Source organism: Noviherbaspirillum sp. FW303-A3 (genome assembly GCF_058788695.1).
Window position 1 is genome coordinate 32949 of sequence record NZ_JBYTAZ010000004.1, and the last position, 25268, is coordinate 58216.

The 25268-nt window shown below is 60.8% G+C and carries 35 protein-coding genes; 12 read left to right on the top strand and 23 right to left on the bottom strand.

The genetic code is table 11. The features are described from left to right. Positions 1–31 precede the first annotated feature (31 nt). The 5 genes from AC3WOY_RS28250 to AC3WOY_RS28270 form a co-directional block, all read right to left on the bottom strand. On the bottom strand, positions 32–358 hold the full coding sequence (locus AC3WOY_RS28250) for a hypothetical protein (RefSeq protein ID WP_492429830.1): 327 nt from the start codon (positions 356–358) through the stop codon (positions 32–34). 125 nt (positions 359–483) lie between these two features. Continuing rightward, positions 484–705, bottom strand: a complete 222-nt coding sequence (locus AC3WOY_RS28255) for a hypothetical protein (RefSeq protein ID WP_492429832.1) — start codon at positions 703–705, stop codon at positions 484–486. A gap of 48 nt (positions 706–753) precedes the next feature. Beyond that, a complete protein-coding gene (locus AC3WOY_RS28260; protein ID WP_492429833.1) occupies positions 754–969 on the bottom strand; it encodes a hypothetical protein in 216 nt (71 codons plus the stop codon). A 150-nt stretch (positions 970–1119) separates the two neighbouring features. Further along, positions 1120–1401: a hypothetical protein gene (locus AC3WOY_RS28265; protein ID WP_492429834.1), complete on the bottom strand. Its 282-nt coding sequence runs from the start codon at positions 1399–1401 to the stop codon at positions 1120–1122. Between the two features lie 27 nt (positions 1402–1428). Continuing rightward, complete coding sequence (locus tag AC3WOY_RS28270) at positions 1429–1665, bottom strand: hypothetical protein (RefSeq protein WP_492429836.1); 237 nt, start codon at positions 1663–1665, stop codon at positions 1429–1431. Between the two features lie 160 nt (positions 1666–1825). On the opposite strand from AC3WOY_RS28270, the gene AC3WOY_RS28275 reads away from it, so the two are divergent. Both AC3WOY_RS28275 and AC3WOY_RS28280 read left to right on the top strand, forming a co-directional pair. Continuing rightward, a complete protein-coding gene (locus AC3WOY_RS28275; RefSeq protein WP_492429837.1) occupies positions 1826–2815 on the top strand; it encodes a hypothetical protein in 990 nt (329 codons plus the stop codon). A 124-nt stretch (positions 2816–2939) separates the two neighbouring features. After that, complete coding sequence (locus AC3WOY_RS28280) at positions 2940–3398, top strand: hypothetical protein (RefSeq protein ID WP_492429839.1); 459 nt, start codon at positions 2940–2942, stop codon at positions 3396–3398. Between the two features lie 87 nt (positions 3399–3485). On the opposite strand, the gene AC3WOY_RS28285 is transcribed toward AC3WOY_RS28280, so the two are convergent. From AC3WOY_RS28285 to AC3WOY_RS28315, 7 genes are all read right to left on the bottom strand, one after another. After that, a complete protein-coding gene (locus tag AC3WOY_RS28285) occupies positions 3486–3635 on the bottom strand; it encodes a hypothetical protein (protein WP_492429841.1) in 150 nt (49 codons plus the stop codon). A gap of 2 nt (positions 3636–3637) precedes the next feature. Next, positions 3638–4078, bottom strand: coding sequence for a hypothetical protein (locus tag AC3WOY_RS28290; RefSeq protein ID WP_492429843.1), 441 nt, complete (start codon positions 4076–4078; stop codon positions 3638–3640). A gap of 87 nt (positions 4079–4165) precedes the next feature. Continuing rightward, the gene (locus AC3WOY_RS28295; protein WP_492429845.1) at positions 4166–6271 is read right to left on the bottom strand and encodes a helix-turn-helix domain-containing protein; all 2106 of its coding nucleotides are present in this window, start codon (positions 6269–6271) and stop codon (positions 4166–4168) included. A 260-nt stretch (positions 6272–6531) separates the two neighbouring features. Next, complete coding sequence (locus AC3WOY_RS28300; protein ID WP_492429847.1) at positions 6532–7677, bottom strand: WGR domain-containing protein; 1146 nt, start codon at positions 7675–7677, stop codon at positions 6532–6534. A gap of 224 nt (positions 7678–7901) precedes the next feature. Then, positions 7902–8285: a DUF4845 domain-containing protein gene (locus AC3WOY_RS28305; RefSeq protein WP_492429849.1), complete on the bottom strand. Its 384-nt coding sequence runs from the start codon at positions 8283–8285 to the stop codon at positions 7902–7904. A gap of 73 nt (positions 8286–8358) precedes the next feature. Further along, positions 8359–8829 carry a hypothetical protein gene (locus AC3WOY_RS28310; protein ID WP_492429851.1) on the bottom strand — a complete coding sequence of 157 codons (471 nt, stop codon included), beginning with the start codon at positions 8827–8829 and terminating at the stop codon, positions 8359–8361. Further along, entirely contained in the window at positions 8826–9173 is a 348-nt protein-coding gene (locus AC3WOY_RS28315; RefSeq protein WP_492429853.1) for a hypothetical protein, read from the bottom strand. Before AC3WOY_RS28315 ends, AC3WOY_RS28310 begins: the two co-directional genes overlap by 4 nt. A gap of 175 nt (positions 9174–9348) precedes the next feature. On the opposite strand from AC3WOY_RS28315, the gene AC3WOY_RS28320 reads away from it, so the two are divergent. Further along, entirely contained in the window at positions 9349–9723 is a 375-nt protein-coding gene (locus tag AC3WOY_RS28320; protein ID WP_492429855.1) for a hypothetical protein, read from the top strand. 40 nt (positions 9724–9763) lie between these two features. On the opposite strand, the gene AC3WOY_RS28325 is transcribed toward AC3WOY_RS28320, so the two are convergent. Next, a complete protein-coding gene (locus tag AC3WOY_RS28325; RefSeq protein ID WP_492429857.1) occupies positions 9764–10156 on the bottom strand; it encodes a hypothetical protein in 393 nt (130 codons plus the stop codon). Positions 10157–10294: 138 nt separating this feature from the next. Here AC3WOY_RS28325 and AC3WOY_RS28330 point away from each other — a divergent pair, with 138 nt between their 5' ends. Next, entirely contained in the window at positions 10295–10669 is a 375-nt protein-coding gene (locus AC3WOY_RS28330; RefSeq protein ID WP_492429859.1) for a hypothetical protein, read from the top strand. A gap of 66 nt (positions 10670–10735) precedes the next feature. Here AC3WOY_RS28330 and AC3WOY_RS28335 read toward each other — a convergent pair whose 3' ends face one another. Then, entirely contained in the window at positions 10736–11263 is a 528-nt protein-coding gene (locus AC3WOY_RS28335) for a hypothetical protein (RefSeq protein ID WP_492429861.1), read from the bottom strand. A gap of 183 nt (positions 11264–11446) precedes the next feature. Here AC3WOY_RS28335 and AC3WOY_RS28340 point away from each other — a divergent pair, with 183 nt between their 5' ends. The 3 genes from AC3WOY_RS28340 to AC3WOY_RS28350 all read left to right on the top strand — a co-directional run bounded on the left by AC3WOY_RS28340 (position 11447) and on the right by AC3WOY_RS28350 (position 12837). After that, positions 11447–11719: a hypothetical protein gene (locus AC3WOY_RS28340; protein ID WP_492429863.1), complete on the top strand. Its 273-nt coding sequence runs from the start codon at positions 11447–11449 to the stop codon at positions 11717–11719. Positions 11720–11730: 11 nt separating this feature from the next. Beyond that, positions 11731–12252 carry a hypothetical protein gene (locus AC3WOY_RS28345; protein WP_492429865.1) on the top strand — a complete coding sequence of 174 codons (522 nt, stop codon included), beginning with the start codon at positions 11731–11733 and terminating at the stop codon, positions 12250–12252. An 84-nt stretch (positions 12253–12336) separates the two neighbouring features. Then, positions 12337–12837, top strand: coding sequence for a hypothetical protein (locus AC3WOY_RS28350; RefSeq protein WP_492429867.1), 501 nt, complete (start codon positions 12337–12339; stop codon positions 12835–12837). Between the two features lie 17 nt (positions 12838–12854). Here the strand turns inward: AC3WOY_RS28350 and AC3WOY_RS28355 are convergent, their stop codons facing one another. The 3 genes from AC3WOY_RS28355 to AC3WOY_RS28365 all read right to left on the bottom strand — a co-directional run bounded on the left by AC3WOY_RS28355 (position 12855) and on the right by AC3WOY_RS28365 (position 14646). Further along, positions 12855–13286 (bottom strand): hypothetical protein, encoded by a 432-nt coding sequence (locus AC3WOY_RS28355; RefSeq protein WP_492429869.1) that lies wholly within the window; start codon positions 13284–13286, stop codon positions 12855–12857. 117 nt (positions 13287–13403) lie between these two features. Then, complete coding sequence (locus AC3WOY_RS28360; protein WP_492429871.1) at positions 13404–14081, bottom strand: hypothetical protein; 678 nt, start codon at positions 14079–14081, stop codon at positions 13404–13406. An 82-nt stretch (positions 14082–14163) separates the two neighbouring features. Next, the gene (locus AC3WOY_RS28365) at positions 14164–14646 is read right to left on the bottom strand and encodes a hypothetical protein (RefSeq protein WP_492429873.1); all 483 of its coding nucleotides are present in this window, start codon (positions 14644–14646) and stop codon (positions 14164–14166) included. 145 nt (positions 14647–14791) lie between these two features. Between AC3WOY_RS28365 and AC3WOY_RS28370 the strand changes: the two genes are divergently transcribed. The 4 genes from AC3WOY_RS28370 to AC3WOY_RS28385 all read left to right on the top strand — a co-directional run bounded on the left by AC3WOY_RS28370 (position 14792) and on the right by AC3WOY_RS28385 (position 17776). Then, the gene (locus AC3WOY_RS28370) at positions 14792–15196 is read left to right on the top strand and encodes a helix-turn-helix transcriptional regulator (protein ID WP_492429875.1); all 405 of its coding nucleotides are present in this window, start codon (positions 14792–14794) and stop codon (positions 15194–15196) included. Positions 15197–15204: 8 nt separating this feature from the next. After that, positions 15205–15498, top strand: a complete 294-nt coding sequence (locus AC3WOY_RS28375) for a hypothetical protein (RefSeq protein ID WP_492429877.1) — start codon at positions 15205–15207, stop codon at positions 15496–15498. Between the two features lie 335 nt (positions 15499–15833). After that, positions 15834–17411: a hypothetical protein gene (locus AC3WOY_RS28380; protein WP_492429879.1), complete on the top strand. Its 1578-nt coding sequence runs from the start codon at positions 15834–15836 to the stop codon at positions 17409–17411. 41 nt (positions 17412–17452) lie between these two features. Beyond that, on the top strand, positions 17453–17776 hold the full coding sequence (locus AC3WOY_RS28385; protein WP_492429881.1) for a hypothetical protein: 324 nt from the start codon (positions 17453–17455) through the stop codon (positions 17774–17776). Here the strand turns inward: AC3WOY_RS28385 and AC3WOY_RS28390 are convergent. From AC3WOY_RS28390 to AC3WOY_RS28415, 6 genes are all read right to left on the bottom strand, one after another. Beyond that, positions 17728–18561 carry a tRNA-guanine transglycosylase gene (locus AC3WOY_RS28390; RefSeq protein ID WP_492429883.1) on the bottom strand — a complete coding sequence of 278 codons (834 nt, stop codon included), beginning with the start codon at positions 18559–18561 and terminating at the stop codon, positions 17728–17730. The two genes, AC3WOY_RS28385 and AC3WOY_RS28390, sit on opposite strands and share 49 nt — an antisense overlap. 22 nt (positions 18562–18583) lie before the next feature. After that, positions 18584–20950: a DEAD/DEAH box helicase gene (locus tag AC3WOY_RS28395; protein WP_492429885.1), complete on the bottom strand. Its 2367-nt coding sequence runs from the start codon at positions 20948–20950 to the stop codon at positions 18584–18586. A gap of 336 nt (positions 20951–21286) precedes the next feature. After that, positions 21287–21709: a hypothetical protein gene (locus tag AC3WOY_RS28400; RefSeq protein ID WP_492429887.1), complete on the bottom strand. Its 423-nt coding sequence runs from the start codon at positions 21707–21709 to the stop codon at positions 21287–21289. After that, the gene (locus AC3WOY_RS28405) at positions 21706–22242 is read right to left on the bottom strand and encodes a hypothetical protein (protein WP_492429889.1); all 537 of its coding nucleotides are present in this window, start codon (positions 22240–22242) and stop codon (positions 21706–21708) included. Before AC3WOY_RS28405 ends, AC3WOY_RS28400 begins: the two co-directional genes overlap by 4 nt. A 15-nt stretch (positions 22243–22257) precedes the next feature. Then, positions 22258–22758 (bottom strand): hypothetical protein, encoded by a 501-nt coding sequence (locus tag AC3WOY_RS28410; protein WP_492429891.1) that lies wholly within the window; start codon positions 22756–22758, stop codon positions 22258–22260. 10 nt (positions 22759–22768) lie between these two features. Then, on the bottom strand, positions 22769–22906 hold the full coding sequence (locus tag AC3WOY_RS28415; protein ID WP_492429893.1) for a hypothetical protein: 138 nt from the start codon (positions 22904–22906) through the stop codon (positions 22769–22771). A gap of 717 nt (positions 22907–23623) precedes the next feature. On the opposite strand from AC3WOY_RS28415, the gene AC3WOY_RS28420 reads away from it, so the two are divergent. Then, positions 23624–25213 carry an MFS transporter gene (locus AC3WOY_RS28420; RefSeq protein ID WP_492429895.1) on the top strand — a complete coding sequence of 530 codons (1590 nt, stop codon included), beginning with the start codon at positions 23624–23626 and terminating at the stop codon, positions 25211–25213. Positions 25214–25268: the final 55 nt, after the last annotated feature.

The following is a 25268-nucleotide window of genomic DNA, read 5'->3' on the forward strand; positions in this document are numbered from 1 at the left end:
CTCAAATTACCGCAAGCGCCCGCGGTGCGCCTTACACGGACACCGCTTCAGGCATCACGATCACCAATATCACGTAGCACCAGGCAAGGCATCCGGCCAGCGTCAGGACACGCATGGACTGGGGCAGTGCAAGCGTGCGGCGGACCAGCGCGTCGACATCATTGACGAAGGCAATGCGCCTGAGCCAGTGTGTCGTCGGCAGGGCGGCCAGCCGTTCGCGCCACTGGATCATGGCAACAAGGGCGAGGGTCGGAAGGAAGGCGACCGCGATCCAGGCCGGTGCGCTTTTCAGGCGAAAGAGCGCAGCAGCGAGGGCAAGGGCAATCAGGGAGTAGGTGGCTTTTTGTCGTGTGTTCATTTCTAACCATAGGTGACGCCGAGGATCCGGCATTACTTAGGCTATATCACGACGCGGGGTCACTTAAGCGCAAACGGGTCGGTTTGACGACTTTTTGATGTTAAAACGGGGAAAGATGATCTCGATCAACCGGCGGGCGCAGTCCATTCGCGTACGCGCAGATCGAGCAAGCGTTGCTGCATCTTCGCCTGCAGGCTGGGCGACGCGTTGTGCACGAACTCCAGCTCGATGAAGTCGCACGCGGCAAGCACTGGCAGCGCCATGCCACCGGAGTTCGGCAGCTGGACGACGGAGAGCGGGCGACTGAGGTCGAATGCGAAGCGGGGGAGGCGGGTGCGCGTTTTCATGACCGCGATTATCCGCGTTGTGCAGCGGCGGTCAACGCAGCCCGGAGCTTAGCTTTGGTCAGCCCAAAGGGCGAGGTCTTCGAGTCGATAGAGCGGTCGGCCGGTTGTGATGCCGACGGAATGCGGAATATCTTCGATTGCCGCAGCGCCGTTGATCAGCGCATGGTGGTGCGCCTCGAAGCGGCCGACCTTCTCTGGGTACAAGGCACGTACGAAACTGGCGGCAGCACCGCCGTCGAGCATGTCGCGGGACTGTTCGGACACCCGCTTTGGAGCACATTCCACTATCACAAAAACCTTTCTAACCTGACAACCGATGGGCGCACATCATATCGACGACAAGATGCTGACAACATTGATCAAAGGCAACAAAACGCAAATATAGGCTGCGTATAAGTACGGAGGGATTGGTCCTCAATCGTCTTTTTTCGGCACGCAGAGCCAGTATTCGTGCTTTTCATTTACCCGCCGATGCGGCTGGCTCCGGTCGATCTCCCAGGTCGTGCGCGCTTCCATCAAGGGATAATCCGAGCCACGGAGGCCGTAGGCCGTTTCCATCCGCCCGAGGTCTGCATTACCGTTGGGATCGCCATCAGGTGCGCTGAAAGTCGCGTAAACGCCGAGGTCGTCCTTATGGCGCGCATGAATCACGGCCCAAACTTCGGCGCTCGTGGGGATACGGGAATAGTCGCTCATGGATGGCTCCTTCAGAATGAACCCATCCTACTTGGCCGGCGTGCCTTCTTCCAATTTCCGATGCACTGATGGGCTCGCGTCGGCCCGGTTCGCGATGTGGACAATGGCGTGCACGATCGCCGCGAGCATCCATAGCACCGCGACGGCGGCTATGTCCGATTCCACGTCTGCCGTCCATGAAATACCGTGACGCAGCCACTGAAAGACCTGGGGGCAGGGCAGTATCAGGAGCACTACCGCAACGACGCGTCCCAACAGCAGCATGTGTTTTGTCTCCGCTTCTTGTTATTGATTTGACTGTAGCGGCGCACGACCGCCTCGCATGGAGATTCGTCAACTTGCCGCTCGCCGCACCGCGGCTTGGGGAATTTGAATTCCCGACGGCGATGGGTACGATGGTTTCATCACTTAAGGAGATCCATCCATGACCCATCACCCGTCTACCCGTACCCTCGTTATCGCCCTCACCAGCGGCTGCGGTGCCCACTGCGACATCACCTTCACCCGCGGAGCCGAGCAGGGCACCATTCGCAGTGACGGAAGCTGGGATACCGAGCCGGTCTTGGGTACCGAGTCGGCCTCGCTCACGCTGACGGCAGACGGTGTGGAGTCGTCGGTCGATCTCACCGGCGGCCAATGGCGCTCGCTGGAAGACAACGAACTGATCGACGACCTGGTCGAGAAGGTTCTCGTCTCCGGACTGGCGCTCGATCTTGCGGTTCAGCAAACGCTGACCGACGGCGACGGCGCTTCGTACGAAGTCATCTGCTATGCGTCGAAGGAGGATTTCGAGCAGGCCCGCTTCTGTGAAACGACCGAAGGAATTGAGACGCTCGCGAAAGCCCGCTGGTTCGCCACCTACCATCTGGCCAGCTATCCCATCGTGAAGATCCAGTCGACGTCACAGGAGACCGGTGAAGTCATCCACCGCGACGCCAAGGCACTTGAGCTCGCGGCGGGTGCAGAGCAGGCACAGGACGCGGTAGTTACCGACGCCATGCCGTTGCTACAGGCTGCGGTCGCCCTCCGCGATCTACTTGGCTCGAATGGGGCGGTCAGCGTCGCAGCGCGCCAGCAGGCGGAAGCCTTGGTAATCGGGCTGCAGAAACTCGCAATAGCGCTTCCGATCAAGGCCGTATCCGTGTCTGGCGTGGACGGGTTCGAGACCGACGCGCTTGTGCTCGTTCCCGGCTGGATGGATGACGCGGAAGCAGACCGCCGGATTGAGGAGGGGATCGTCGCCGCGAACCTCGCCCAGGGCAAGTTCGCGGACCTCGATGATGTCGCGGCGGAGTGGCGCAAGCGCGGCATTCTGCATCAACAGACCCGTACAGCCAGCTCCGTTGCCTGGGATTGCACTTTCGCGACGGCGGTCGACGCTTTGCCTGCCGTTCTCCAGTGCCGGGCAGGATAACAAACGAAGCGCGCACGGAGTGGGGGTCCCGTAGCGGTGCCATGCGCGCCGCTGCGATGGCGAGTAGGCAACGCTCAGCGCCACGTATACACTTCTTGACCAACACCCTTTGGAAGAACCGGACATGAGCACAATCGAGGCAGGCAAGGCGATGGAGCGGGGGCTGTTGCTTCGCATGGAAGCGGTCACCTACGGACGCGCGATGCGTTGCTGCCGTTGCGGAAACATGCAGCCCAAGGGGGCATTGATGCATGCCCATCCGCACCCGTCACGGCGGCCGATATGCGATCCGTGTTTCGACGCGCAATTGCAGAAGGCAATCGACATGCAGAAGCAGGACGCCGCACCGGTCGAACAGACCCTCATTGCGGCTAAGGTGGAGGCATGGGAAAAGGAGATTCGCCGGCTGGCCGACCTGGTGCGTGCGGCAACCGGCGGCAGTTGCGCCTTCGTCAAGATCACCGGAACCGACGACGGCTACGAGGACGTCGCACCGCAGCTCATCCTGGAGGACGCCCTCGGCGTCAATCCCTACGGCTGGCCGCAGGGCATGCAATTCGATGTGATGACCGACGAGGAATGATCGCCGCGGAGATCCGCACCTCACACCAGTTTCGAGATGGCATAGGCCGCTGCCGACACCGGTTCCCGGAGCCGGGCGGCCGTCACGCTAAAGCAGACGGATCGACCCCACCCGGTAACCCATATGGCCAAAATACTCCCGGATGCGCTCGCGGTCCAGGTCGCCCTCCGCCGTGCGGTAATTCGGACAGCGCTTCGGGCAGGTTACGTCGTTCAGTTCAATCTCAACGTAGATCATGTTCACTCCATGTTGAAAACCGGGATGCCGCCACCGACCGAAGCGAGCAGCTTCGCCATTTCCGGATTGACCGGAGCGGGCATTGCGGGAGGTGCAGGCGGCGCAGACGCCTTCACGGGTTGCGGAGCAGGCGCTGGTTTAGCGGGCGCAGGAGCGGCGGCGCTGGTCTGCGAGGCAGGAGAACTCCCGACAACGACATAGCCACGCTTGCCCACTTTCTGGTTCTTGACGCTGTCAAACACCTGCTGCGCCTTCCCCAACGTCACAAGCCCTTTGGACTTATCCTCGTAGCGGTTGGCGTTCCCTGTCGGACCGTAGTTCGCTTCGACGCGATACTGGCCGCCGCCGCAATCCACGATGCGCAGGTAGTAGACCTTGTTGGACGTGTTGGTGATGCAATGGAGATCGACGCTTTGAACGATGGGCAAGTTGGTGAAGGTCATTTTGGATTCTCGCAAAAGGCGTTTTCGATGAATCCATTTTCGCAATTCACTCCCCGGATTTCCAATTACCAGCGCCGTGTGTGATGGTCAATTCGTTGCTGCGTCTTTCTCTCCGTCCGTCATGTTGGGCAGGGCTTCCGGCTGCGCTACGCGCTCGACGCGCAGACGCTTTTCGCTTTCATGAATACCGAGCGAAAACACCTCCTTGGGCTGGATGCCCATCTCGATCACCTTCCCCACAAACGCACAGAGCGCCGGGTTGGATGCCACCACGTACTGAGCCGGTTCCTCGAACCCATCCACCGCATACTCGCCTGGCTGTAGCAGGCTTTCCACTGCGACGGGCACGATCCAGTGACGGCGGGGGAATGCGCTGTCTGGCAGCCGAACACGAATCTTCCACCAGCCGTCCACGGGCACCGGCGACTGCGCGGTATATCTGACACCGTTACCGCTATAGCCGACGCTGGCTTGCGCACCAGCAACCGCGACATGGTCAACCCGGTTGCCGCGCACGCCCCACATGCCTTTGTCCAGGCGGACGAAAACTGGCGAGCCGTCGAGCGCGAAATTGACCGCCACAAGCGTAACGTCGATATCGGCCAACACCTCCTCGGCGATGGTGCGCCGCGCGGCGACACCGCCGTGTCTTTGGATGACACGCAGTATCGCCATCTCCGTCACCGACAGCACTTCTTCCGGTGACACCAGGACATCAAGCCGGAAATCGTTGTACTGCAATTGTTCTACGCCGGGTATCCGACGAAGGACTTCCCGGAGCACGGGCAGCGGAGCGTCCAGAAGGTGCAGCCGGGGACGGTCCGCCTCGTAGCGCGTCATTCGCGCCCGCGACATCGCGTCATGGATCTCTTCCACGTCTATGTTGCGCGTTGCCACCGAGAGGACTTTGAGCGCGGCCGTCCTTGCACGGTTTTCAGTGTCCGGTCCAAACCAGAACCAGCCGTCCTCTTCAATCAACCATTCAAATTTGCTGAACAGACGACAGCATTGCAGAACGTAATCCGGCATCAGCCCGCGTCCAAGGTCCGCGGACGCAATCCCCGTGACGTAGTGAAGCTGGGCCGCGCCGCACGTTCTGACCATCGCGAGCGCTATTTGCCGCACTGCGCGCACCACGTCGTCATCGGGCGTGTCGTCCGGCACCGCGACCGGCTCGGAGTAACCCTGCATGTTGGCCGGTTTCCTGATGATCTTGACCACGCTCTTGCCCAATACCTCGCGGGCGAAGCGATCAACGCCAACCAGCGAAAGGGATTCGCCCAGCAGGCCGCGGAAAGTTCGGTCCAGGTCGTCCACTTTGCCCGGCAAGTTGGCTTGCAGCGCGTGGCGAAGCGTATCGATCACCGGTGTGGCGACAGCGGTGTCATCGAGGTTGGCGACAAAGTCCTCTTCGATCTGCCGCACCCGTTCACGCGTAAGACCGATACGGTCGCCAATATCCTGCAAGGTGCTGCCGTCCTCACCGTAGACGCCGAAACGCCATAGCATGATCTCGGCCATCCGTTGTTCACTTGGGGTCAACGCCGAGAAGTCGATGGTTCGGCGAAACCGGTTCTGGCGGGAGAACCAGTTCACCACTGCGCGCATTTCCTGAGCAACTGTGACGCCTTCCACAGATGCAGGCTCGGGAAAGCTGGGAGGAGGGTAGGGCTGCAACGCCGTATTGCGCAGCCATCCAGGAGGTACGCACAAGACTTTTTCCCACTCCTCCTCGATCGGGCGGCGCCTGCGGGGAAGGCTCCTTTCCCAACTGAGCAGACTCATTGCCCCAGAACCGATGCGCTCGCTCACGGCGTTTCGAGACAAGGACAGTTCCTCGCGTCTCGCCCGCGCTCTATCTCCCAGCCATTGCGCCCGCTCGGCGGAATCCACGATATCCCCGTCTGCGCTTGGCGGAGTGCCAGTGCCCTTGTCACCGCTGGCCAGCCATTCACGCGATACCTTGAACAGCTCGGCCAGGCGGTCGAGATAAGCGGTCTCCTGCCGCGCACTGCATTGCCGCTCGATATAGGTGTACTGGCTCTTCGACATCCCCAGCGCAGCGGTGCAATCTGCGATCGACAGCCCGGCCAGAACGCGCGCTTGCGCAATACGTGCCGCCACCTCCTTGGCGCGGTCGCCGACTTGTGGTCTGCCTCGGCCAGCTTGCCTATCCTCGCGAACGTCATCCATAGCAGATTGCCCTTCTGTCACGCGAGTACGATTGCGCCAAAACCCACCACGAGGCACAGGGTAAGACCTACTGCCAGCATGAGGAACATGACTTGGCCTTCGCGGCTCAACCCGGCATACGGGGTTGTATCGCTGCTTCCACTGATTTTCTTCATTGCTCCCTTTCGCGCGATGCCGACGCGCCGCTACGATGATACATCGTTGCTCAAATGAAAAACGAGGGCATTCCGCCCCTCGTCTCTCAGACACGCCTGTCCCGATCAGGCCGCGATCGCGCCGCTCTTGTCGTCCGGGATGTAGTAGAGCTGGCTTTCCCTCGCCGCCGACAGGTCGCTGTCGGTACGCACGAACTGGTAGGTCGGCTGGAACAGTGAACCGTTCGGGTAGGCGTAAAGGTAGCGCACTTCGAGCAAGGTGCCGACTGCCGGGATGGGCTTGTTGGCAGGAATGGTCACGTTGCCAATCGCGATCGCCATACCGTCACTGCGGAACACTTCCATTGCGACGCTTCGCTTGCCGTCATTGACCGCCGACACGCGAACCGTAGCCATCTTCCAGAACTTGAACTTCAACTGGGTTCCGCCGGAAGCAGGGCAGCCCGGTTCGTAGGGCGATGCCTTGAGCTTGAACACAAGGCCTTCGCCGTTTCGCGCCTTCACCGCCTCGTACAAGGCCTTCTTCTCTGCGGTCGTGTACGCGGTATACGTGATCTTGACCGGCGAGCCGTCCAACGCCGGACGCAGCTTCTCCAGCGCCGCGACACGCTGCTCGCAGCTCAGGCCGCGCAGATCGCCGCCCGCAGCGGAGTCAAACAGGACGTCGAACAGGTAGAGCGTATCGTCGATCTGCTCGCCGTCGGCCTCGATGGTACGTCCGTCGAAGGCGGCGAGTGTGCTTGCGATCGGCACGGTCAGCGCAACGGCGAGTCCCTTCTTGTTCACGCCAGTCGCCTCGGTGTCCTTGCGCACCATGCGGCGCTCACCGTTGTGCTTTTCCTGCGCCAGCCAGCGGTCGTCCTCCAGCAGCGCCAGCATGTCAGATTCGCCGATCTCGTTGAGCAGTTGCGGAACCATCCCGGCCACGACACGCTCCTCGAAGCTGGTGTTCTGGTAAGCCACGCCCGACTCGCTGCTGGTGTAACCCTTGCCGGTCTTTTCGGCGACGAGCTTGTCATACACCTTTTTCGCTTTCGCCAGTTCGACCGGCGACGGGGTCTTGCTGCCCGTGGTGAGGGTGGAACCGTAGCGCCCGTACTGGAACGTCACGTCACACAAGCCGTCGGCGTGCTGGATCAGCTGAGCGTGATAGACCTTGTCCGAGCTGCCTTGGCAGAAACGCAGGGAGACTTGTTCGAGGGTAGTGGTTGCGCCAGCGGGGGCGAGGGGGAAATCGACGATTGCGTTCATTAGTTGGCTCCTGAAGGTTAGTGCTACAAGAACCAGAATACCGACCCACGCGAGGGATTCAATTTCCCGAAAACGTCAGTGTCGAGACTGCTGTAAACCGGCGCGACCAAGGGCGAGGCGGGTCAATCCCGCCTGTCGCTGTTACCCCTCAAGTCAGCGAGAGAGCGTAACAGCAACGGCGCAAGGAGCGTCAACAGGATGACAGTGCGTTATACCGAGACGGTCTAATCGAGACCCTTTGGGGCACGGCCAAGTGCCACTGCAGTACTACCCTCATAAACGATCTCGAGGCTTGCAATCCCCACGAGCGGAATGATCTTCTCGTAGGAGAATTCGACGTCCACACCGCTGTCGGCCCGAACGATGGACAGGTCACGACCCGAGATCGAGGTAATACCCATCTGCTCGGCCGCGCGGTCGAAAGCAGCTCGCACTTCGTGCACGGTGCTGCCAGCCGCCTTCGCCTGGGCAGCCGCCTTTTTGATGTTCCCGTATTCCGTCACAGTGGGGACGACCTTCATGGCGACGAAGGCGATGGATCCGGCAATGGTGATGAAGCCAAGGAGGCCGGCGAGGGTGTGACCCCGCTGTAGGTTTTTGCTGCGCATGATGTATGGAAGTGGTTGAAAACAGTATCGGAAAAAGCAATTTCCGTACCGAAACACCGCTCCACGACATGAATTAACTGGACGGGCAGGGGTCAGGATACCGCTCGAACACGTTCTGCCCGAACATACGCAGCATGGCCGCCCGCGTGGTTGGCCTGTCACGCGACCAGGCAATGAGAGCCCGCACGACAGCTTCCCCGTCACCGGCTTCGACACACGCGTCGAGTTGCCGATCACCGACCTCGAACACGTCGTAGAAGGCGTATGACCGGACCTCGCGCTCGAGGTCGTGCTCAAGGATGATCTGCAGGAACCGAATCCTGCCGGCTGGCTCGTCGTCCTCCCGCACGGACGGCAGCAACGCGTTCAGCTCGACGAGGGTCTCGAAGTGCCGGCGGCAGAGTGCCTGGTTCTCGGCAATCGTGTGCGCGGGGGTACTGCTCAGCATGCCTCGAACACGGAGCACGGATTCCATGTTGTCGATCATGCTGCGAAATGCAGCGCGCTTGGCCTGCTGGATAGCCCCCGGGAGTGCCTTCTTCATGCGTCGCTCCGGCTAAGCAGGGACTGCAGGCCGCGGCGCCGTGCGAGCATGTCCTGAACGTCAAGAACCTGTAGGGTTCTTCCGGTCACTGGATCCAGACGGTAGGCGTCGCCAAAAGGGACATGCTGCAGCGTCAAGGGTTTGGCCGACACGACCACGTAAAAGGCGTTGCCGTCGCCGCGCGGGAAGGAAAGCAGGCCGCCAACGATCGTGCCCTCCGGCAAGGCATCGGACGCCGCGCGCAGTTGCGCCAGGAGCGCAGCGGTGCGGGTGAAATGGGTCTCGAACGTCTCCGCGGGATCACGCTGGAAGCCGGGATAAGGGTAGGGGTGAAGTCGGGCCATCGGTACTACCTCCATGTTTTCGTGTGATTGATCCCAATATACCGAGCACACTTCCGCATTCAATATCCGGCGTACCAGCCTACGGGCTGGGCAAATTAGCTGCTAATAACGGCGCGCGTTCGTCTTGTATTATCGTGATGCGTCACGGATAATGCGCCAAAGACTGGAGCAACCAATGGCAACGAGCGGCAAAAAATCCCGTGACAATGCAGTAACACCGCCCAAACGGGGAAGAGGGAGGCCGTCCACTGGCAACGCCAAGAGCGACGCCGAACGCGCCCGTCTTTATCGGATGCGCAAGAAACAGCGCGACATCGAGAAGCCGAAGACCCCAGTCGCTTCAGCACCCCCGCCGGCGGAGTCCGAACTGGAGCTGCTGAAACAGGAGAACGACCAACTGCGCAGGAGCCTGGTGGAGATGATGAACGCGGTCGATCTCTTTATCGACCATAGGCAAAGCAAGAAGAAGATGCACCGGGACATGTTCAGGAACATCTGTCAGAGTCACCTGAAGGTGATCCTGGTGCACAAGGATTTGTTCAAGCTGTGATGCAAAGGCGGTGGCACTGCCGGCCGCCTTCGCCGCACGCTCAGCTTGCCGAGGGCGTTGTAAGCAGGAGCTGGAAGTACACCTCGCGCGCCTTGTCGATCTCCGCCTCGTCCGGGGCAAATATGAAGGCAAGGTCATCTTCGTCGCAGTCGTTGTCGATCTGGACATCATGCCCGTAGCACTGCCGCAGGGCCGACACGTCGGTATGCCCCGCCGCGTCGAAATACGTATCCCTGGCGACCTGGCAGACGGCATGGACAACCATCCCGCCAGGCGCGCGCAGCAGAACAACCGGCCAGCCGGTCTCGCGGGATACGGCAATCGCAAATACGCCGCAATCTCCGAAGCGATACTGCTGCTGGAGATCGTGAACCGACAGCCCAGCATGGATGGGGGCGGGCAATGACGGGATGGAGTGGGATGTGGCATGCATAGGGAAGCTCCTTCAGTTGAAGACCCATCCTATCGACTGCACCGTCGGTATTCAAAATACCAGCGGAAAATGGACACGGGGCGAGACGTGAGCATAATGAAGGGGAGGTCCGACTCACATGGGCCTCCGGAGAGCATCGTGGAACAACCCCTACCTATCCCAGTTATCACCAGCGACGAAGTGATTGACCTCGGCGCGTTCGGCTGTACGGTGGCGCACTATATCCGGTGCGCGACCCCGTGCCCGTCACCAGGGCCAGACGGCGGCCATGCCTATACCCTTGAGACCAGTTCTACACCCGGCGACCGGACTCTGCGCCGCAACAGCGTGTCAGCGATTTCGCCCCTTCCGCTGGCCGTGGGCCAACGCATCGAGATGCTGTACAAGCGCCTTACAGTTGATGCGCCTCCTTCACTGGTCGCCATCCGTTACGTCCCCGTCCTTCAGACGGTACGGCCCAACACGATGAACTGGTCATTCTGGAAGATCGGCGACGGCGCTTCCACCGCTTAGGCACAGATCGGCAGCATCACGCAAAAAAAAAGCGGGCTTTGGACGCCCGCTTTGCTTCGTCTGGACTTACTCAGCGAATAACCTGTCCCCCGGCACGGCGCACAACACCGCTCCGGAGGACAACCCGAGGTCGACACGCAGCTCAACATAGTGCGGGCCGACAGGAGACGTCAGGCTTTCCAGCTTCCCGCTTTGATACATGTCGTACTTATCGCGGAAGGTATAGGTGGCGCCCACCTTCAGATCGGCACGTTTGACATACATCGTCTCCAGCTCATCGCGCAGGCGCTCCAGCTCGGACTCATGCCTCTTGATCGCGGCAATCACCCCGCGTGCCGATTGCGGTGCCGCCGTCGAGTCGATGCCCTTGAACTCCGCAACGGTAGCGGCATGACCGCAGGAGACGCAGGAACACGAAGCGCTGTCGTCCCATGCCACGTCCCCGCCCGGAGCATCAGTTCCGCTGTCATACACCTTCACCGTCGTCACGACCTCGATGGTGAAGGGCGCGAACGCGCCGCACTTGGGGCACTGCATATCCACGAGGCAGTTCTCGTTGGGGTTATCGCTGCGGGACGGTTTGTCGTTTGCCATGGTGACCTCCTGTTCAATGAATACAACCAGGTTACCGACCATGTACGCGCTTTTCAAAATATGAGCACCACTTCGATAAATCAATCCGCCCGACGAGGGCAGTGCGGAAATTGGAAAACCATGGACGACGGTGCAACACTAGTCAACACACCGATATTAAGTTCACTACAGGGAGCCATGTGTATGACCAGCGAAGCGAAAAAGGTTGAAGCCATCGAGCGTGTTTCGAAAGCCGTGCTCGAAACGATCCAGGAAGCAGGGGAGCTGGGCGCTCCCGGCGGGCATCTCTACGTCGCCATGCAGCTCTTCGGCATGACGCTCACCCAGTACCAGCAGTTCATGGCGGGTCTTGCCGAGAACGGCTGCGTGGCGCACGAGGGCGACTGCTATACGATCACCGTCAAGGGCACGCAATACCTTGCCCGGCTGCAGCAGAAATTCCCGAAAGCGGCGTAACAGGGCGCGCAATGAGTGCCATCCACGGCCCGGCGCCGTTCCAGAAGCGTGTGAACTACGCGGCGGCCTGCATACTGGCCGGTCGACGTCGATCCCGAGGCTATGCCCGCTGCTTCCAGGAGGGCGACGACGAGTACGTTGTTGAGGCGCTGCTTCGCCGTGCGCAGGTCAATGCGGCGCTTGCCGAAAGGCTGTACCAGTTCGTTGACCGCGACTTCGCCGCCGCCGCGCACGAGAAGCTCAAGTCCCTGACCCGTCCGGCGCTCGCACGAGCCGCAAGGCGCCACATCGAGCAAATGCAGCGCGAGCGAAAGGCATTTTTTGCCGAGCACTGCGAACGCTTCGTGACCGAGGCCGCATGGGGATCGTGGCACCAGGCGGTCCCGGAAGGGATGGTGGTCGTGAAGGCAATGCGACGGTGCGACCGTCGCACCCGTTACTTCCTTGTTCCCGAACAGGATTACGCGCAGCGTGGGCAGTACGGCATGGTCATCAACGAGGGCTTCCACATGGAGTGCGCGCCCATCACCTGACGGAAGGTCGCCAAGCGTCCTTGCCGTTGCTATGATCCTGACCGCGTGGGCCGGGATCGGCTTTGAGCGCTACCGGAGAACTGAATGATCGACTACTTCCATCACGTCACGGTCACCACCGGCCATTCAACCGAGTCGTATCAAGTGGACATCGACCCCGATGCGATCGAGGTCGGGCGCGTATTGCTTGGCCGCGCGCTGGCGGGCGAGCCCGCGTTGGTGGAACTGGGTAACGGTGAATCAGTGGGAATCGCCGCCGGGCAGGCCGGGCGCAGTCTTCACCTGCAGATCTTCAGCCGCACCCGGGGCGCTATCAACGAAGTGCTTGTCGCGACCTGCGCCGTCAGCCCGGGAGACCCGGACGGCGCCGGACTATGGCGCAACCTGCACGAGGGCGCAACGCTTCCGATTGCCACGAACGCCATGCGTCCACCGGAAGGTGCTTGGTGCGCCGTTCGCCTTGAACCGGCCGGGACAGTCCTGGTTGGGGCGGTACGATGGCTGGGAGATTTCGAGCGCGGCCTAGCCTGGGCGTGGTTCAACATGCTGGGTCAAGCGCCCGAGGCGCCGCCGGCAAACCACTGATCGCGAGGCAGATTCCGCTAGTTGTAGCAGATGACGTCGCCGGACTCCATCAGCGCGTACATGCGGAAGCGGTCGCCGCAGGGGCGGGTCAGTGCCTGCATGTCCTTGGCGATCTGGCCGAAATGGTCTTGGTGACGGGGAATCGGCACACCGTACACGCCGGATTGTTCCAGCCGCCGCGCATCGAGCTCGGCCCAGTTTCGGATCAGGTTGGAAAAGGCCTTCGCGTCGCTGCTAAAGGCGATGCCGTTGAATTCGAAGAACATCACCGGTTTGTCGCTGCTGACCGGATGCGGGCTGACAAACATGCCCACGCCGTCGAATGACAGCGCGCCGCTCTCGCCTTCGAACTGCTGAAGATGATAGACCCCGTACTGGATGCTGATGACTTTGAAACCCATCTGCAACAGGACAGAGGTTTGGGAGACGTCCGGGATCGTGTTTTGCATAGGCTCTATCGGGATATGGCACGATTCCAGTCTATAGCGATCCACAAAGAGGCGGTGCAGCTATTGGCGCTGCCGCCGACCCGTTTTGCAGAAACCTTGCCGTAAGTCAACTTTTGGTCAGCCGAACTCACCCACGTTTGTAACGGATTCGATACCGGCAGAGAGGACGCGGGCCTGCTGCCACGTCATCAGAAGGTCAGTCAACGGGCCCTTGACCCAGATGGTGGGCACGCGGGTTTTGCGGCTGCCTTCGTCGCCCATATCGAGAATACTGACACGCGCTACGTCGGGCACTACCACATCATCGCCGCTGGACTTGACTGGCACCATCAGGCCGAACTGGGACAGGATCTCGATGAATGGGGCCGAGCCATCAAAGCCGCCGCGCTGCACGTCCACTGCCTCGGAAAGCAGCTCGAAAACCAGCGGTGTTACGGTGATGACTGCCGGGGCTTCGGCGCCCTGCAGCTCTACCAGAACCGGCGACAATCGCGCAAGGAGGCTCCAGCCGATCCCCTGGATGCCCTTGTCGGTCTCGACCTCGATATGGCGCTCGACGATGGCGCACAGGATGCGCTGCACATCCTCGTCCTTGACGAGGAACCGTCGGCCCAAGAAAGCGGTCGGCGCTGCCGGCGTGAGATCCACTTGCGGCCCGTGCTGAAGGACCTCGAATCGCACGTCCATGGAATACTCCGAATCAAACGTCAGGTCGCCATCGGAAATGGTCCCATCGGCCTGAACCTTGAACGTGTAGCCATCTTCGGTGCGGATAACGGTGTCCGGGGTGAGCATGTTGCCTCCTGTGTGGTGATGAAAACCACTATACGGAGACGCTTTCCGGATTCAAATTCCGACCGCACCAAGGGATGCGGCCTTACTGCGGGCGCATCTTTGAATAGACTTGCTCGACCATGCAATTGGTGCCGTTCTTGAAGATGAGCGTGCCGCCGGCGGGCGGGCGGATCACAAGGACCGCATCATCCGCCAGTGCCAGCTCAAGGCACATGGCAGTCTTGATGAAAGTGTTCGTGCCAAACACCTCGTACCAGTTGTCGTCCTCCCTGGTCGCCATGACCCGGTATTTCCCCGGCTTCTGCGTGCTGGCGCCATACACGGCCTTCACGTCGCATTTATCGCGGCTGTCGGGGAAGATCAGTTCACCCCCATAGCCGTTGGTCTTCAGGATGGCATCTTCAGAGTAGGCGTACACGTAGCAGTATCGCGTCTGGATGATCACATCCTTCCCTGACACCGCGTACAGGTTGCTGTCCTTGCGAGACACCGTGACTTCGTATGCCTCCGCACACGCCGCGCCGGCGGCGACTGCCAGCAGCAATCCGATCAGGGAATTTTTCATGGACGGCCTTTATCGACGGAGAAGCCCAAGGATCGGGCGCAGCGCCTATCGTGGCACGGGCGGGCAGCCAGAGCAACAACGGAAATGGTTCAGCCCGCCTGCCCGAAAATTGCATCGGCCGCCGCCGGGTGCAATCATAAGTGTCATGAACCCAGTCTTCCCAACGCCATTAGCTACCATGCCCGCAGTCCTGACTGGAGCGTGGCTGCGCGCACTTCGCGAGGCCATGATGCTTAGCCAGGCGGAATTCGCGAGCAAGATCAACGTGCGGCAGCAGACATATTCCAAGTGGGAGCGCGATACCAGCGTTCCACGCACCATCGCAAAAGCCGCGATCAAACGCGTGCATGCTGAGTGGAAGCAGATGGCAGGCATACCGGATCACGCGTACATCCAGCCGTCACCGACCCTGACGCCGATCCAGAACGCTTTCCTCCATTTCGTGGGGGACTTGCTTCAGCGCGGCCAACTTCCCGATCAGACCTGTGTCGGCCTAATGACCCAACTTTCGTGCACCAGCGCCGCCGGCCCGGCGCCTACAGTGAGATAAGGAGAACCATGAGATCGCAAGCCCATCGCAGCAGCTATTCGTCCTCCATCCGGGAAGGCGTGGTCTGCATTGTTGACCACGACGACGGCAAATCGGTCACGAACGATGCGGAGAACGTCATTGCGGACCTTGTCCGTGCAGGCGTTCCCGTCCATCAGATGCACGTGGTCTATCGCGACACGGACGGCTACTGGGATCAGTTGCTGGTCAAGGAGGGACGGTTCGATGATTTCAAATGCCTGCGCGCACGTACCGTGGAAGAAGCGATCGCCGCCGTCAAAGCCGCAGCGGTCACTCCGTGACCCATTGCTATCTACCCCTCAAGACACCCGCGATGGACCCGACGGCAGACGAAACTGCGCCGGGAGCGCCAGACAGACGACATTTTCTTGGTCGAAAACCTTCACCGAGTTGACTGAAATGCCTTTGGTCGCGCCTAGCCGTGTGGTTGGAGCAAGAGCGATGACGCGCCGCTACGGGCGTGCTATCCTACTAACTGGTTGCCGAACACCTGTTAGTGCGCCCCACGTGGGTGACGAATTCGGTCGCAGTATGCATTTTTCCTCCCATGATCGCTTCGGGACGCGAATGGAAAGCGCACACCATTCTTCACTGCGTTCCATAACAGGAGTTGATCATGTCGTCCAATGATAGGTCGTCGGCTATTCACGCCGGCAATTACTATACCTCCGGAACCAAGCGCGTCGTCGCGAAATTGGCCTCAATGGGAATAACCGTTCCTCGGCAGGCGCTCGAAATCCCGCCGCATACTGGTCCGGGTCAGCCGTGGCAGGAATTCACGCGCCTTGAACACGCGATGCTCGATTGGTTTATAGGTCGCGACTACGATCAAGCGCAAGCGCTGATCAATTACCGGCAGCCTCGCAAGGACTGGTATGTCATTCGAGTGTTGGACGAGGACAAATGTCCGCGCGAAATTGGCCCCAACATGCTGTGTCCGTCGCTCAAGGACGCGATTGCCGCAATCATCTGCGCATGCGATTCTGATTCCGTTGGCATAGACGCATTTCGTCACGAAGAAGGGGGAGTCGCGGTAATAATCGAAGGTACGGTGGTCGCGCAGCTTGGACCGATTACCTACGAGCCTTTCGACGTCGACGTGCGGGATCGCGTACGTACGGCGTTCAAGGGCGTGCGCCGATACCATACCTCCATGCTCCGGTCACGCGTCGCGCGCTTGCCCGGTTATGACATGTTCCGTGACGTTGTCCCCCAGGCGGACGACGAGCGCGCGGATGCTTGTCTGCTTCTCGGATTCCCCGCGAACTGGGCGTTTGCCATGAGAAGCGCCCTTAAACAGGTCGGTATTTCCGTCAAACAGAGCCAAGCCCAGGAGCTTGCCGCCGTGTTTTTTGGCGCGAGCGACTGGCACCAGCTCATACGGCATCAACATGAACTCGACCCATCAACCATGCCAGTGGCTCTTACCTATCAAGGGCCGGGCGGTGCCGTTGAGCGTTTCTACCATACCTCGGAGGAAGCCATCTTTGCGATAGGTGACGCTCTAAGGCAAGTGCAAGACCCCGTGTTCTTGGATAGGTTCGACCTTGGCTCTATGACCTATCAGGTTTTCATCCAGTTCATCACCCACGCCGACTTCGAGAAGCGACGTCTTGAATTTATGTACCTGCCGGAGCCGGTGATTCACTGTGGCTACAACGATTACTGGAGCATTGCGGACAACGCCGACGAAACGTTTGGCGATGCGGCACTCCGCGTGCTCGCTACACTGATGCAAGGCGACGGCACCGCGCTCGGGCGTGGCGTGCTGTATCAGGAGAACAATGCCCAAGGCGTTCTGGAAGCCTCGCTCGCGCGGGAGGGACTTCCGGGCGACCATCTAGTTTATCTTGGGGACTATGCTGTAGGCGTATTTCATGTACCTGATCCGGACGGCCTCGGTATGCTGGCGGCGAAGGCAAGTTTTTTCTGCATTGCCGACAACCACGTTAAGCAGCTCGGTACAGTGTCGATGTACAAAGCGGTGGTGACGGTCGAGCCGGTCGAGGAAGAATGTCGCGTCGAAATCCGCGGTGATTACGGTAACCATGACCCCATTGTGCTTTCGCCTGTGCCGATACATCAGGTGCGCCGGTTCTTGCGACTCTGCTACACCAATGGCTTGTTTTCACACGAGGTTCCAGACATTCAGGTCAATGCGCTTAAAAACTGGAATCAAGGCGACGACGCATGACGCCACAGGTACATTGTCTTTGTAATCGGTAAGGACTGCTCATGACCAACCCCAGAACGATCACGTGGGCCGACACCCATCCGCTCGGCGAGTGCGCTGTCCATCTTGGCGCCAGGGTCACGGTGCGACGCGACCAGCGCCGCCTCGGTGGACCCAAATACCCCGGCCGTGAAGGTACGGTTGTCGGAGAGAACGGCTTCGGGAGGCCGGAAGGCTTGTGGTACGTCCACCTTGACGCCACCGCACGTGCAAAGGACCGCACTGAATACTTTTGGACAGGAGAACTTGACGTCCATCCCGCACCCGTCGACCGGCATCACCCAGAGGCGGAAGCGCCCGCATCGGCAGTTGCCTCGTTGAGGTAGCGGAGGTTCGCTAACGCAAGGTGTGCGCGCTCCAGCGGGCTCGGATCGCCCGGCATCTGCATGCCATCCCAGCGCAACCCGTCCGCCGCTGCCTTGACGTAGCTGCTGCTGTCGGTTGAGGTAGCACCCGCAAGCAGCATGGAGCGCACCCGCTCCGGCCTACCGACTCCGAACACATGCAGCATGGCCCCCTCCGGCAGTAACGCCCGCACGCCACGCACAACTGACTCAGCGAAATCGCCGTCGGCAAACCGCGGAACCATGCCGCCGATGGCCAGATGCTCGTAGCCCATCGCCAGCAGCGCCTCGGCGCACGCCCGGTAGCTGGCTGCGTCCCAGCCCTGAACCACCCCGAACACCACGAGCTCGCCCGTATCCTGCTCCAGCAACCACCGGGCGTTGGCCAAGGTCAGCTCCACCCGGCGATCGCGCTCCGTCGCCCCCAGATGGGCCGGGAGCGGAAAGTCCAGCGGGCAGGCATAGGTCGCCACGCGCCGCTGTAACGCCAACACTGCCTGCGGCGACACGACGTCCTCGCCATCCTCCGTCGGAATGACGATCTCACCGGTACCATCCTCGCGCGGGACGACGTAGGCGCCGGGCAGGAGCGCAGCAAAGCCCCCGGAGTCAACGAAGGCAGGCAGCGGCAGGGGGCAGGTGGCCTGGCGCGCGTAGTGGTAGCTCACCATGATGGTGCTGGCAAAGCGCGGCAAGAACGGGCGAATGAGGTTGTCCAGCGGGTAGGTCGACCCGAACGTGGTGACGGGGATGAATCCTCGCAGCATGTTTGTTCCCTTTCGAAATGGGTTAGCGCCAGCCGGACGCGCACGGCAACGCGCTATTCCAGAGGTCGGCCAGCGTAGCCAGGGGCTGATCAGTCCAGGCACGGTCGAATAGTGGGATCGATGGGTCGCCCAGCGCATGCAACACCGCAATCCGGTGCTTGCACAGATTTCCCTTGCCTGCGTCCGGACAGTCACAGTGCTGTCCGTCTGCCGCAACGCGGTGCGGCGCGGCGCCGCCGGTCACGCACCAGCCATTTCCGTCTCTTTCAACCCTTAAATCCGCCGCTCGCCGCCAGCGGTAGAAGTCCAACTCCGCCTTGCCAGCGGAGAGCGTTCCGGCGCCGGCAGCTTCCCGGTACCGAAACGCACCGCCTGCGGAGAGCAGATCCGCGGCGGCATCAATCCATCGCGCTGCCCGGGTTTCACTTAGCCCGTCGATGCGGCCCAGTTGTTCGGGATCTGCAAGCGCGAGGTCCTCGATGTCCTCCACCCCGGCAGCCAGAAGCTTTCTGGCAAAAACGGGGCCGATACCGTCCACCAGCGCTAGCGTGGCAGCCTGCTCGTCCAGTCCGGTCGCCACCATGGCGGCGACGGCAGCAAGACGCTCCGCGATCGGCACCTCGTCCTGCAAATCAGACTGGTCAGCCGTTGATGCGATGGCAACGGTTGCCCGCAGCGCCCCGAGCATTCTCACGGCGTCCTTTCTGGCCTCGTCAAGCGCATGGGGATCGACGCCGAACATCTTGGCTGCCTCATCGATCTCGCCCAGCCTCGTCCACGCGCGCAACGCCAGTGCCGTCTTCAGCGCGCCGACCATCTCCCGCCCACTCGGCTGCCCGAACGCCGCACACCATTGGTCAACGGGAAGTGTGTGGAGGACCGTTTTTTCGGCATTGAGGATGCCCGTCAGCTCATCCAGCTCCTCGAACGAGGCGCGAAGCTGACCGTTGTAGTCCCCGGACGCCGCGACCAGAGCGAGCGCATCGAGAAACGTAATGCCGCTACCGCGGTTCGCGAGGAACCGCTGCCACGACAGCACGGTTTCCGGCGACAGCTGATGACGTACCGCTACTGCACCAAGCCGTGTTGCCCGGAGTTTTCCGTCTTCTTCGGCAAGCATGCCGGCCTCGAGCATGGCATCGATCGCCGATCGGACAGATGCTGCGGCGCCCGGAGCCTGCTTAGCGAACAGCGTGGTGCCCACTGCACGCAGTACCTGGGCGCGCGAACGCGCAATCCCGCTCCCAAAGAGCGCGAGGACCTGCTCGGCCAGATGGGTTCGAAGCATCCATTGCGTGCGGATCGGCTCGAAGCGCCCAAGGATGTACGCGCGTGCCGCCTTCTGATTGTGCTTGGGCGCCAGTAACACCACCTCGCCACAAGTATCCAGCCCCCGCCGACCGGCGCGGCCCGCCAGTTGCCAGACCTCATTGACCGGCAGGTTGCTCCAGTTCCCATGGTCGAACCGCTGCAGGTCCGCAATGATCACCTTTCGGGCTGGAAGGTTGACTCCCATGGCAAGGGTGGGGGTCGAGCACAGGACGTCGAGCTGCCGCCGGCGGAACGCCGTTTCCGCATCAATTCGCGCCGCGCGCGACCTCCCGGCGTGGTGTGCTTCGGCCCTAAAGCCGAGCTCCCGTAGGTGTGCCGCAAGCGTTTCGGTCCGCGGCCGCGACTGGCAGAACACAATAACCTGCCCGCCGGCGCCGCGCGTTGCGCCGACCTCTGCGGCGATCGCGTCAGCCTTGCTTTGCTGGGCATTGCTGCCCGCGACAAAGGGCACGATCCGCCACTGCAGGGGAACCGTCCGTTCGGTGCTTGCTGCAACGCCCGCGTCGAGCCACGCTCCTAACTCCGGGGCATTGCCCACGGTTGCTGACATGGCAATCACGCAGGCGTACGGGTTGATCAGCCGGAAGCGCGCGATGACGCCTTCGAGCGTTGCGCCGCGACGTCCTGCCCCCAATAGGTGCAGCTCGTCGACAACCAGCAGGTCAAGATCGGCAATCCAGTCGAGGTTCGCCTGCCAGGCGCGAAGGTAGGCGTCGAACTTCTCGGCGGTGTAGATGCCCAGCGCCACATCACGCGGAGAGGGAGGGGTAGTTGCGTCGTCGGCGGCGTGCTCGCCGGTGAAGGCGGCAATTCCGCGTGTAGCGGTCTCTGGCCAGTCCGACCATCCGACGGCAAGTTCGCGCGCAAGCGAGCGCAGCGGACAAAGATAGGCGGCGCGGCGACTGCGGCCGAGCGCTCTCCGGATGGCGCACCCGGCCAACCAGGTCTTGCCGCTTCCGGTAGGCAGGTGCCAGATCGCAGACTGTTCAAGCAGTCCGCGGCTGGCGATCGACAACTGCAGCGGGGTCATCGCCGCAGTATCGGGGGATTCGTTCATTTGACTTCTCCGTTGGGTAGGGTGGACTTCACCCGGCCAAACCGGAGATCACCTGTTCAGGCGTGACCAACGATGCTTTCGGCCCTTTGACCGTACCCTTGCGGGCGAATCGCTCCTTCGGTACCTACTCCCTCAAGAGGAGTTGCAATCCGGGAATCCGGCTCGCGCCGGACTGGAATCAAAACTGGGACGACAACGATTGATGTGGCATGGGGTTCCTTTCGGTATTCCGCTGCGCTTCCTGCAGCGCTGGTGTGACTTTGGTCAGCACTGCCATTGCAGTTCCTTTCTTAGCGGGTGATCCTGTTATATCACCCGCCGATTCGCGGTTCCAATTCAGGCGCTGGGCGGAAAGGCCACTACTGCCTTTACCGGCGACGTCTTGGTGATCGAGACGGTACTTCCGTCATCAAATCGATACACAAAGTGCTGCGGATCGAGATCAACCATGGTGCCGCTGGATTCCTTGGCGAGCGCGAACGCTTCTGTTTCGCTCTTGCCATACACGGCGACCGCAAGCGTTTCGGCGCCGGTCATTGGCCTATACAACTCGGGCGGCGAGCCGATCCCCTCGTAGTTCATGTTGCCGGCCTTGACTTCGGCGAGTTCGCGGTCGTGCGCTTCCTGATATTTCGGATGCACGCGTTCACGTTTCTCGCAGTCCGAGCAGATTGTCTCGGTGGAGAAGCGCGACATGATGCTGGACGTCTTGCTCAGGTCGGCATTACAGCGCGCGCAGTGGCTGGGGAAACCGTTCATGCTTGGCCTTTCGGGTCATAAAGTTGCAACGTGTCGCCTTCGGCATCGTACAGGCCGATCATCGCTTCGCCCATGGTCGCCGGAAGGGCCGATCCGTCTTCGTCTGTGATCAGGATATGCATGTCGTCGGGATTGAAGATCGCCCACGCCATGCAGCCGCCGCCGGTTTGGTACTTGTAGAGGCCGATTTCGGTCAACACGTCTTCCGTGCTGGCTTCCGGATGCGCCACTGCCAATCCCTTGAGACGGTCGAACAGGTTGGGGAGGTCGTACGTCGCGCCCATGGCGTGAATTTCATACGACTCGTTGTGCGCGGCCATGCGTTGCGCATGCTCTTCGGACAACCCGTAGCGGTCGGTCTGCTCGGTGATGGTGTTTTCGCCACGCAGGGGGTTGTGGATCGATGTGCCGTTGTGGCTGAAGGTAATGGCGTGACGCTCGTGGTCATACGCCTTGTAGGGCACGAGGTCCCATTCCTTCTGCGGATAAGCAGCTTTGAGCATGTCGAACAGTGCGCTAGTCTTTGGATTCATGGTGGCTCCGTGTCGTTAGGATGCAGTCTTCTTGTAGATTTCGAGGGCTTCCTCGAAGGGCAGTTGGTTTAGCACCTTGGTGGCCTTGAGTTTCGCGGCCAAGTCAGGCATGGCGAGGTAGCGCTGGTGCGTCGCCGCGTCGAGGCGCTTGGTTTCGTAGATCGCGCCATCTTCCTTGATATACAGCACCCGATTGCGCATCGCCTTCTTCAGATCGTTAGCAACCAGCCAATCGGTCAACAGTCCATCCACGACCGTGTCAGCGTCGCGCTCCATCTCGAATTTGCCGGAAGCGGTTGTCGGGTCAGCGATATCGGTAATCACCGGACCGAGCGGTTTGAAGTTCGCAGTAATTCTGTCGCGGATCTTCCAGTCACTCCACATATTGCTGCCGCCGTGGCCTTCGTTGGACACCGTGCAGGCTTTCTTCCCGTCGACATAAACGGTGGCAGTAAAACAGTTCGTTTCCTGTGACATGGACTCGAAGTGCTTGATGTTCTTCAGTTCGACTTGCATGGTCGCTCCCTTAGTAATTGATGTTTGCGGCGGCGCCGGTGGTCGTCGCGCTCTCGGGAAGAAGATCCGCAGGAACAGCAATAGGACAGATGCCTACCACGGCTGCCAACACGAAAGATTTCACGCCGCGAAGTACAAAGCATTTCATTTGCCGCTCTCCATTCCTGCGAAGGTTTTCCTTGAATACATACCCAGATTACCGAGCGCAGATGCTCAATTCAAATTACCGCGTGCTCTATTTCTCGAAAAGAAAAGGCGAGACGAAAGAGGGACAGGCGAGCCGAGCCGCTACCGGCGTGGCAGGCGGAACAGGGGAGGGAGGAGGGGGTTAGTAGTCTTGATGCAAGTGGCCGCGGCCGCTGCAGTGGTCGCATTTGGAGATCATGTGCAAGGAGCCGTGTTCAGTCACCAGGCAGCCCGCGCCGCCACAGTGAGGGCATTGCACAGAGCTGCGAAGTCGCGAGCCGACCATGCCGGCATATTGAAGGCTGGGCACGGATGCCGACCGACCTGACTCCTTGCGCAACGTCTGGATAGCGCGTCGGATACGACGCTCGGACAAACGGGTATCTGTGGCGAACCGCTTGGTCGCCCACACCGCGGAAACCGTGTGGGGGGAGCGCCAGACATGGCGAAGCACAACAGGCACCATCGCCGCCATGTCGCGTCCTTTTGCAAGCAGCCACCAATATGTGTCGCTCAGCATGATCCTTGCCCGTCATTATTCTTTTACAACCATTATAGGCCGGTCGCCGGTGCGGCGCAGATGCATGAAAACTGCCCATTTCGGTCACCTTACGCCTGTCTGCGTGACAAGTATCTCCAGTACCATGCCTGCTGACCCGTCATGCCGAAGGAGCACGCTTTGACCGTTACCGGGCTGTTGAAACACTTCCGCCTCTCCTATTTACCGCCCCTGATGGTGTACCTGGCCGCCGGTGTATCAGGCATTACCGGCGTGGTCGGGGTGTTCTTCGTAAAGGAGCATCTCGACCTTCCCGCCGCGTTCCTTGCAAGTCTCGGCTTCTGGATTGGCCTGCCGTGGGCATTGAAGATGCCGGTCGGCCACCTGATCGACCTCCTGTGGCGCTGGAAAGCCGCCTTCGTCTACCTTGGTGCGGCGATCATCGGCGCCAGCCTGGCGATCATGCTCGGGCTCATCGGTGACAAGGAAGCCATGGCGGCAGTCATGTCGGTCAAGGCGTGGTACGTACTAAGCGTCGTCCTTGCCCCGCTGGGGTACGTGGTGCAGGACGCAGTGGCCGACGCGATGACGGTGGAGGCGGTACCCAGTGTGGATGAGGCAGGGCTACCGCTGGATGAGCGAACCCGCAAGGCCATGCACACCACCATGCAGGTACTGGGCCGCGTCGCCATCATCGGCGGTGGCATTCTTGTCGCCTGCATCAACCTGTTCATGTTTGCCGATGTCAAAGGGCTTCCCGCAGAAAAGACCTTGGCCATCTATCGCAACATCTACCTGATTGCCATGGCGATCCCGCTGGTATCGATTACCGGTGTACTTGGGGCCAGCGCGTTGAAGTTGCGGGAGCGCTCCCGGCTCGTCGCACTAGGACGGTCAACAGCCGAGATAGCAGCGATCCTCGACCGTAGCGGGGTAACACCCCCGCCGAACTGGTGGATTCTGGGCGGCAGCCTTGCGTTTGTACTTTTTTCGGTGTCTATGGGCATGAGCAACCATCCTGACAGCCAGGAGCTGGTCTTCGCGGGGTCTTTTGCCATCGTCGCATTCCTGATCTGGCGCATCTGCCAGGAACTCGACGACAGGGCGCGCAACATCCCGCTCGGTACCGCCATCCTCGTATTCGTGTTTCGCGCAGTCCCCGGCAGCGGGCCGGGCGTGACCTGGTGGATGATCGACCAGCTCGGCTTTGACCAGCAGTTCCTGTCCATCCTGTCGTTGGTCGGTAGCGGCGTGACGCTCCTCTCACTGTTTATCTTCCGCAGTTACATGGCGTCGAAGTCGCTGCTCCAGGTGATCCTGACGCTTACCGTGGTCGGGGCACTTCTCTCGGCCCCAATTGTGGGCATGTACTATGACTTCCACGTCTGGACGGCAAGCGTCACGAACGGGATCGTCGGAGCGCGGGAGATCGCGCTCGTTGACACAGCCATGGAATCGCCCCTGACACAGATCGCGCTAGTGCCCATGCTGGCATGGATCGCCGCAAGCGCTCCTGAGAATCTGAAAGCGACGTTTTTCGCGGTGATGTCCTCGTTCGCCAATCTTGCCCTGGCGCTGTCACAGATTGGCAGCAAGTGGCTCAACGAGGCGTACACCGTCTCGCGCGAGGTCAAGAAAGCGGGCGTCGTCGTCACCCCCGCTGACTACTCGCAGCTGGGCGACCTCATGCTCACGCAACTGGCGCTGGCAGTGCTTTTGCCCCTGACGGCAGTGCTGCTTGTCCGCATGACCCGTTTGCAGAGCGCGTAGTTTCGGGAAATTGATTCCAAAAAAGGAGCTGGTAGGGTAGGTACAAGATTAACTT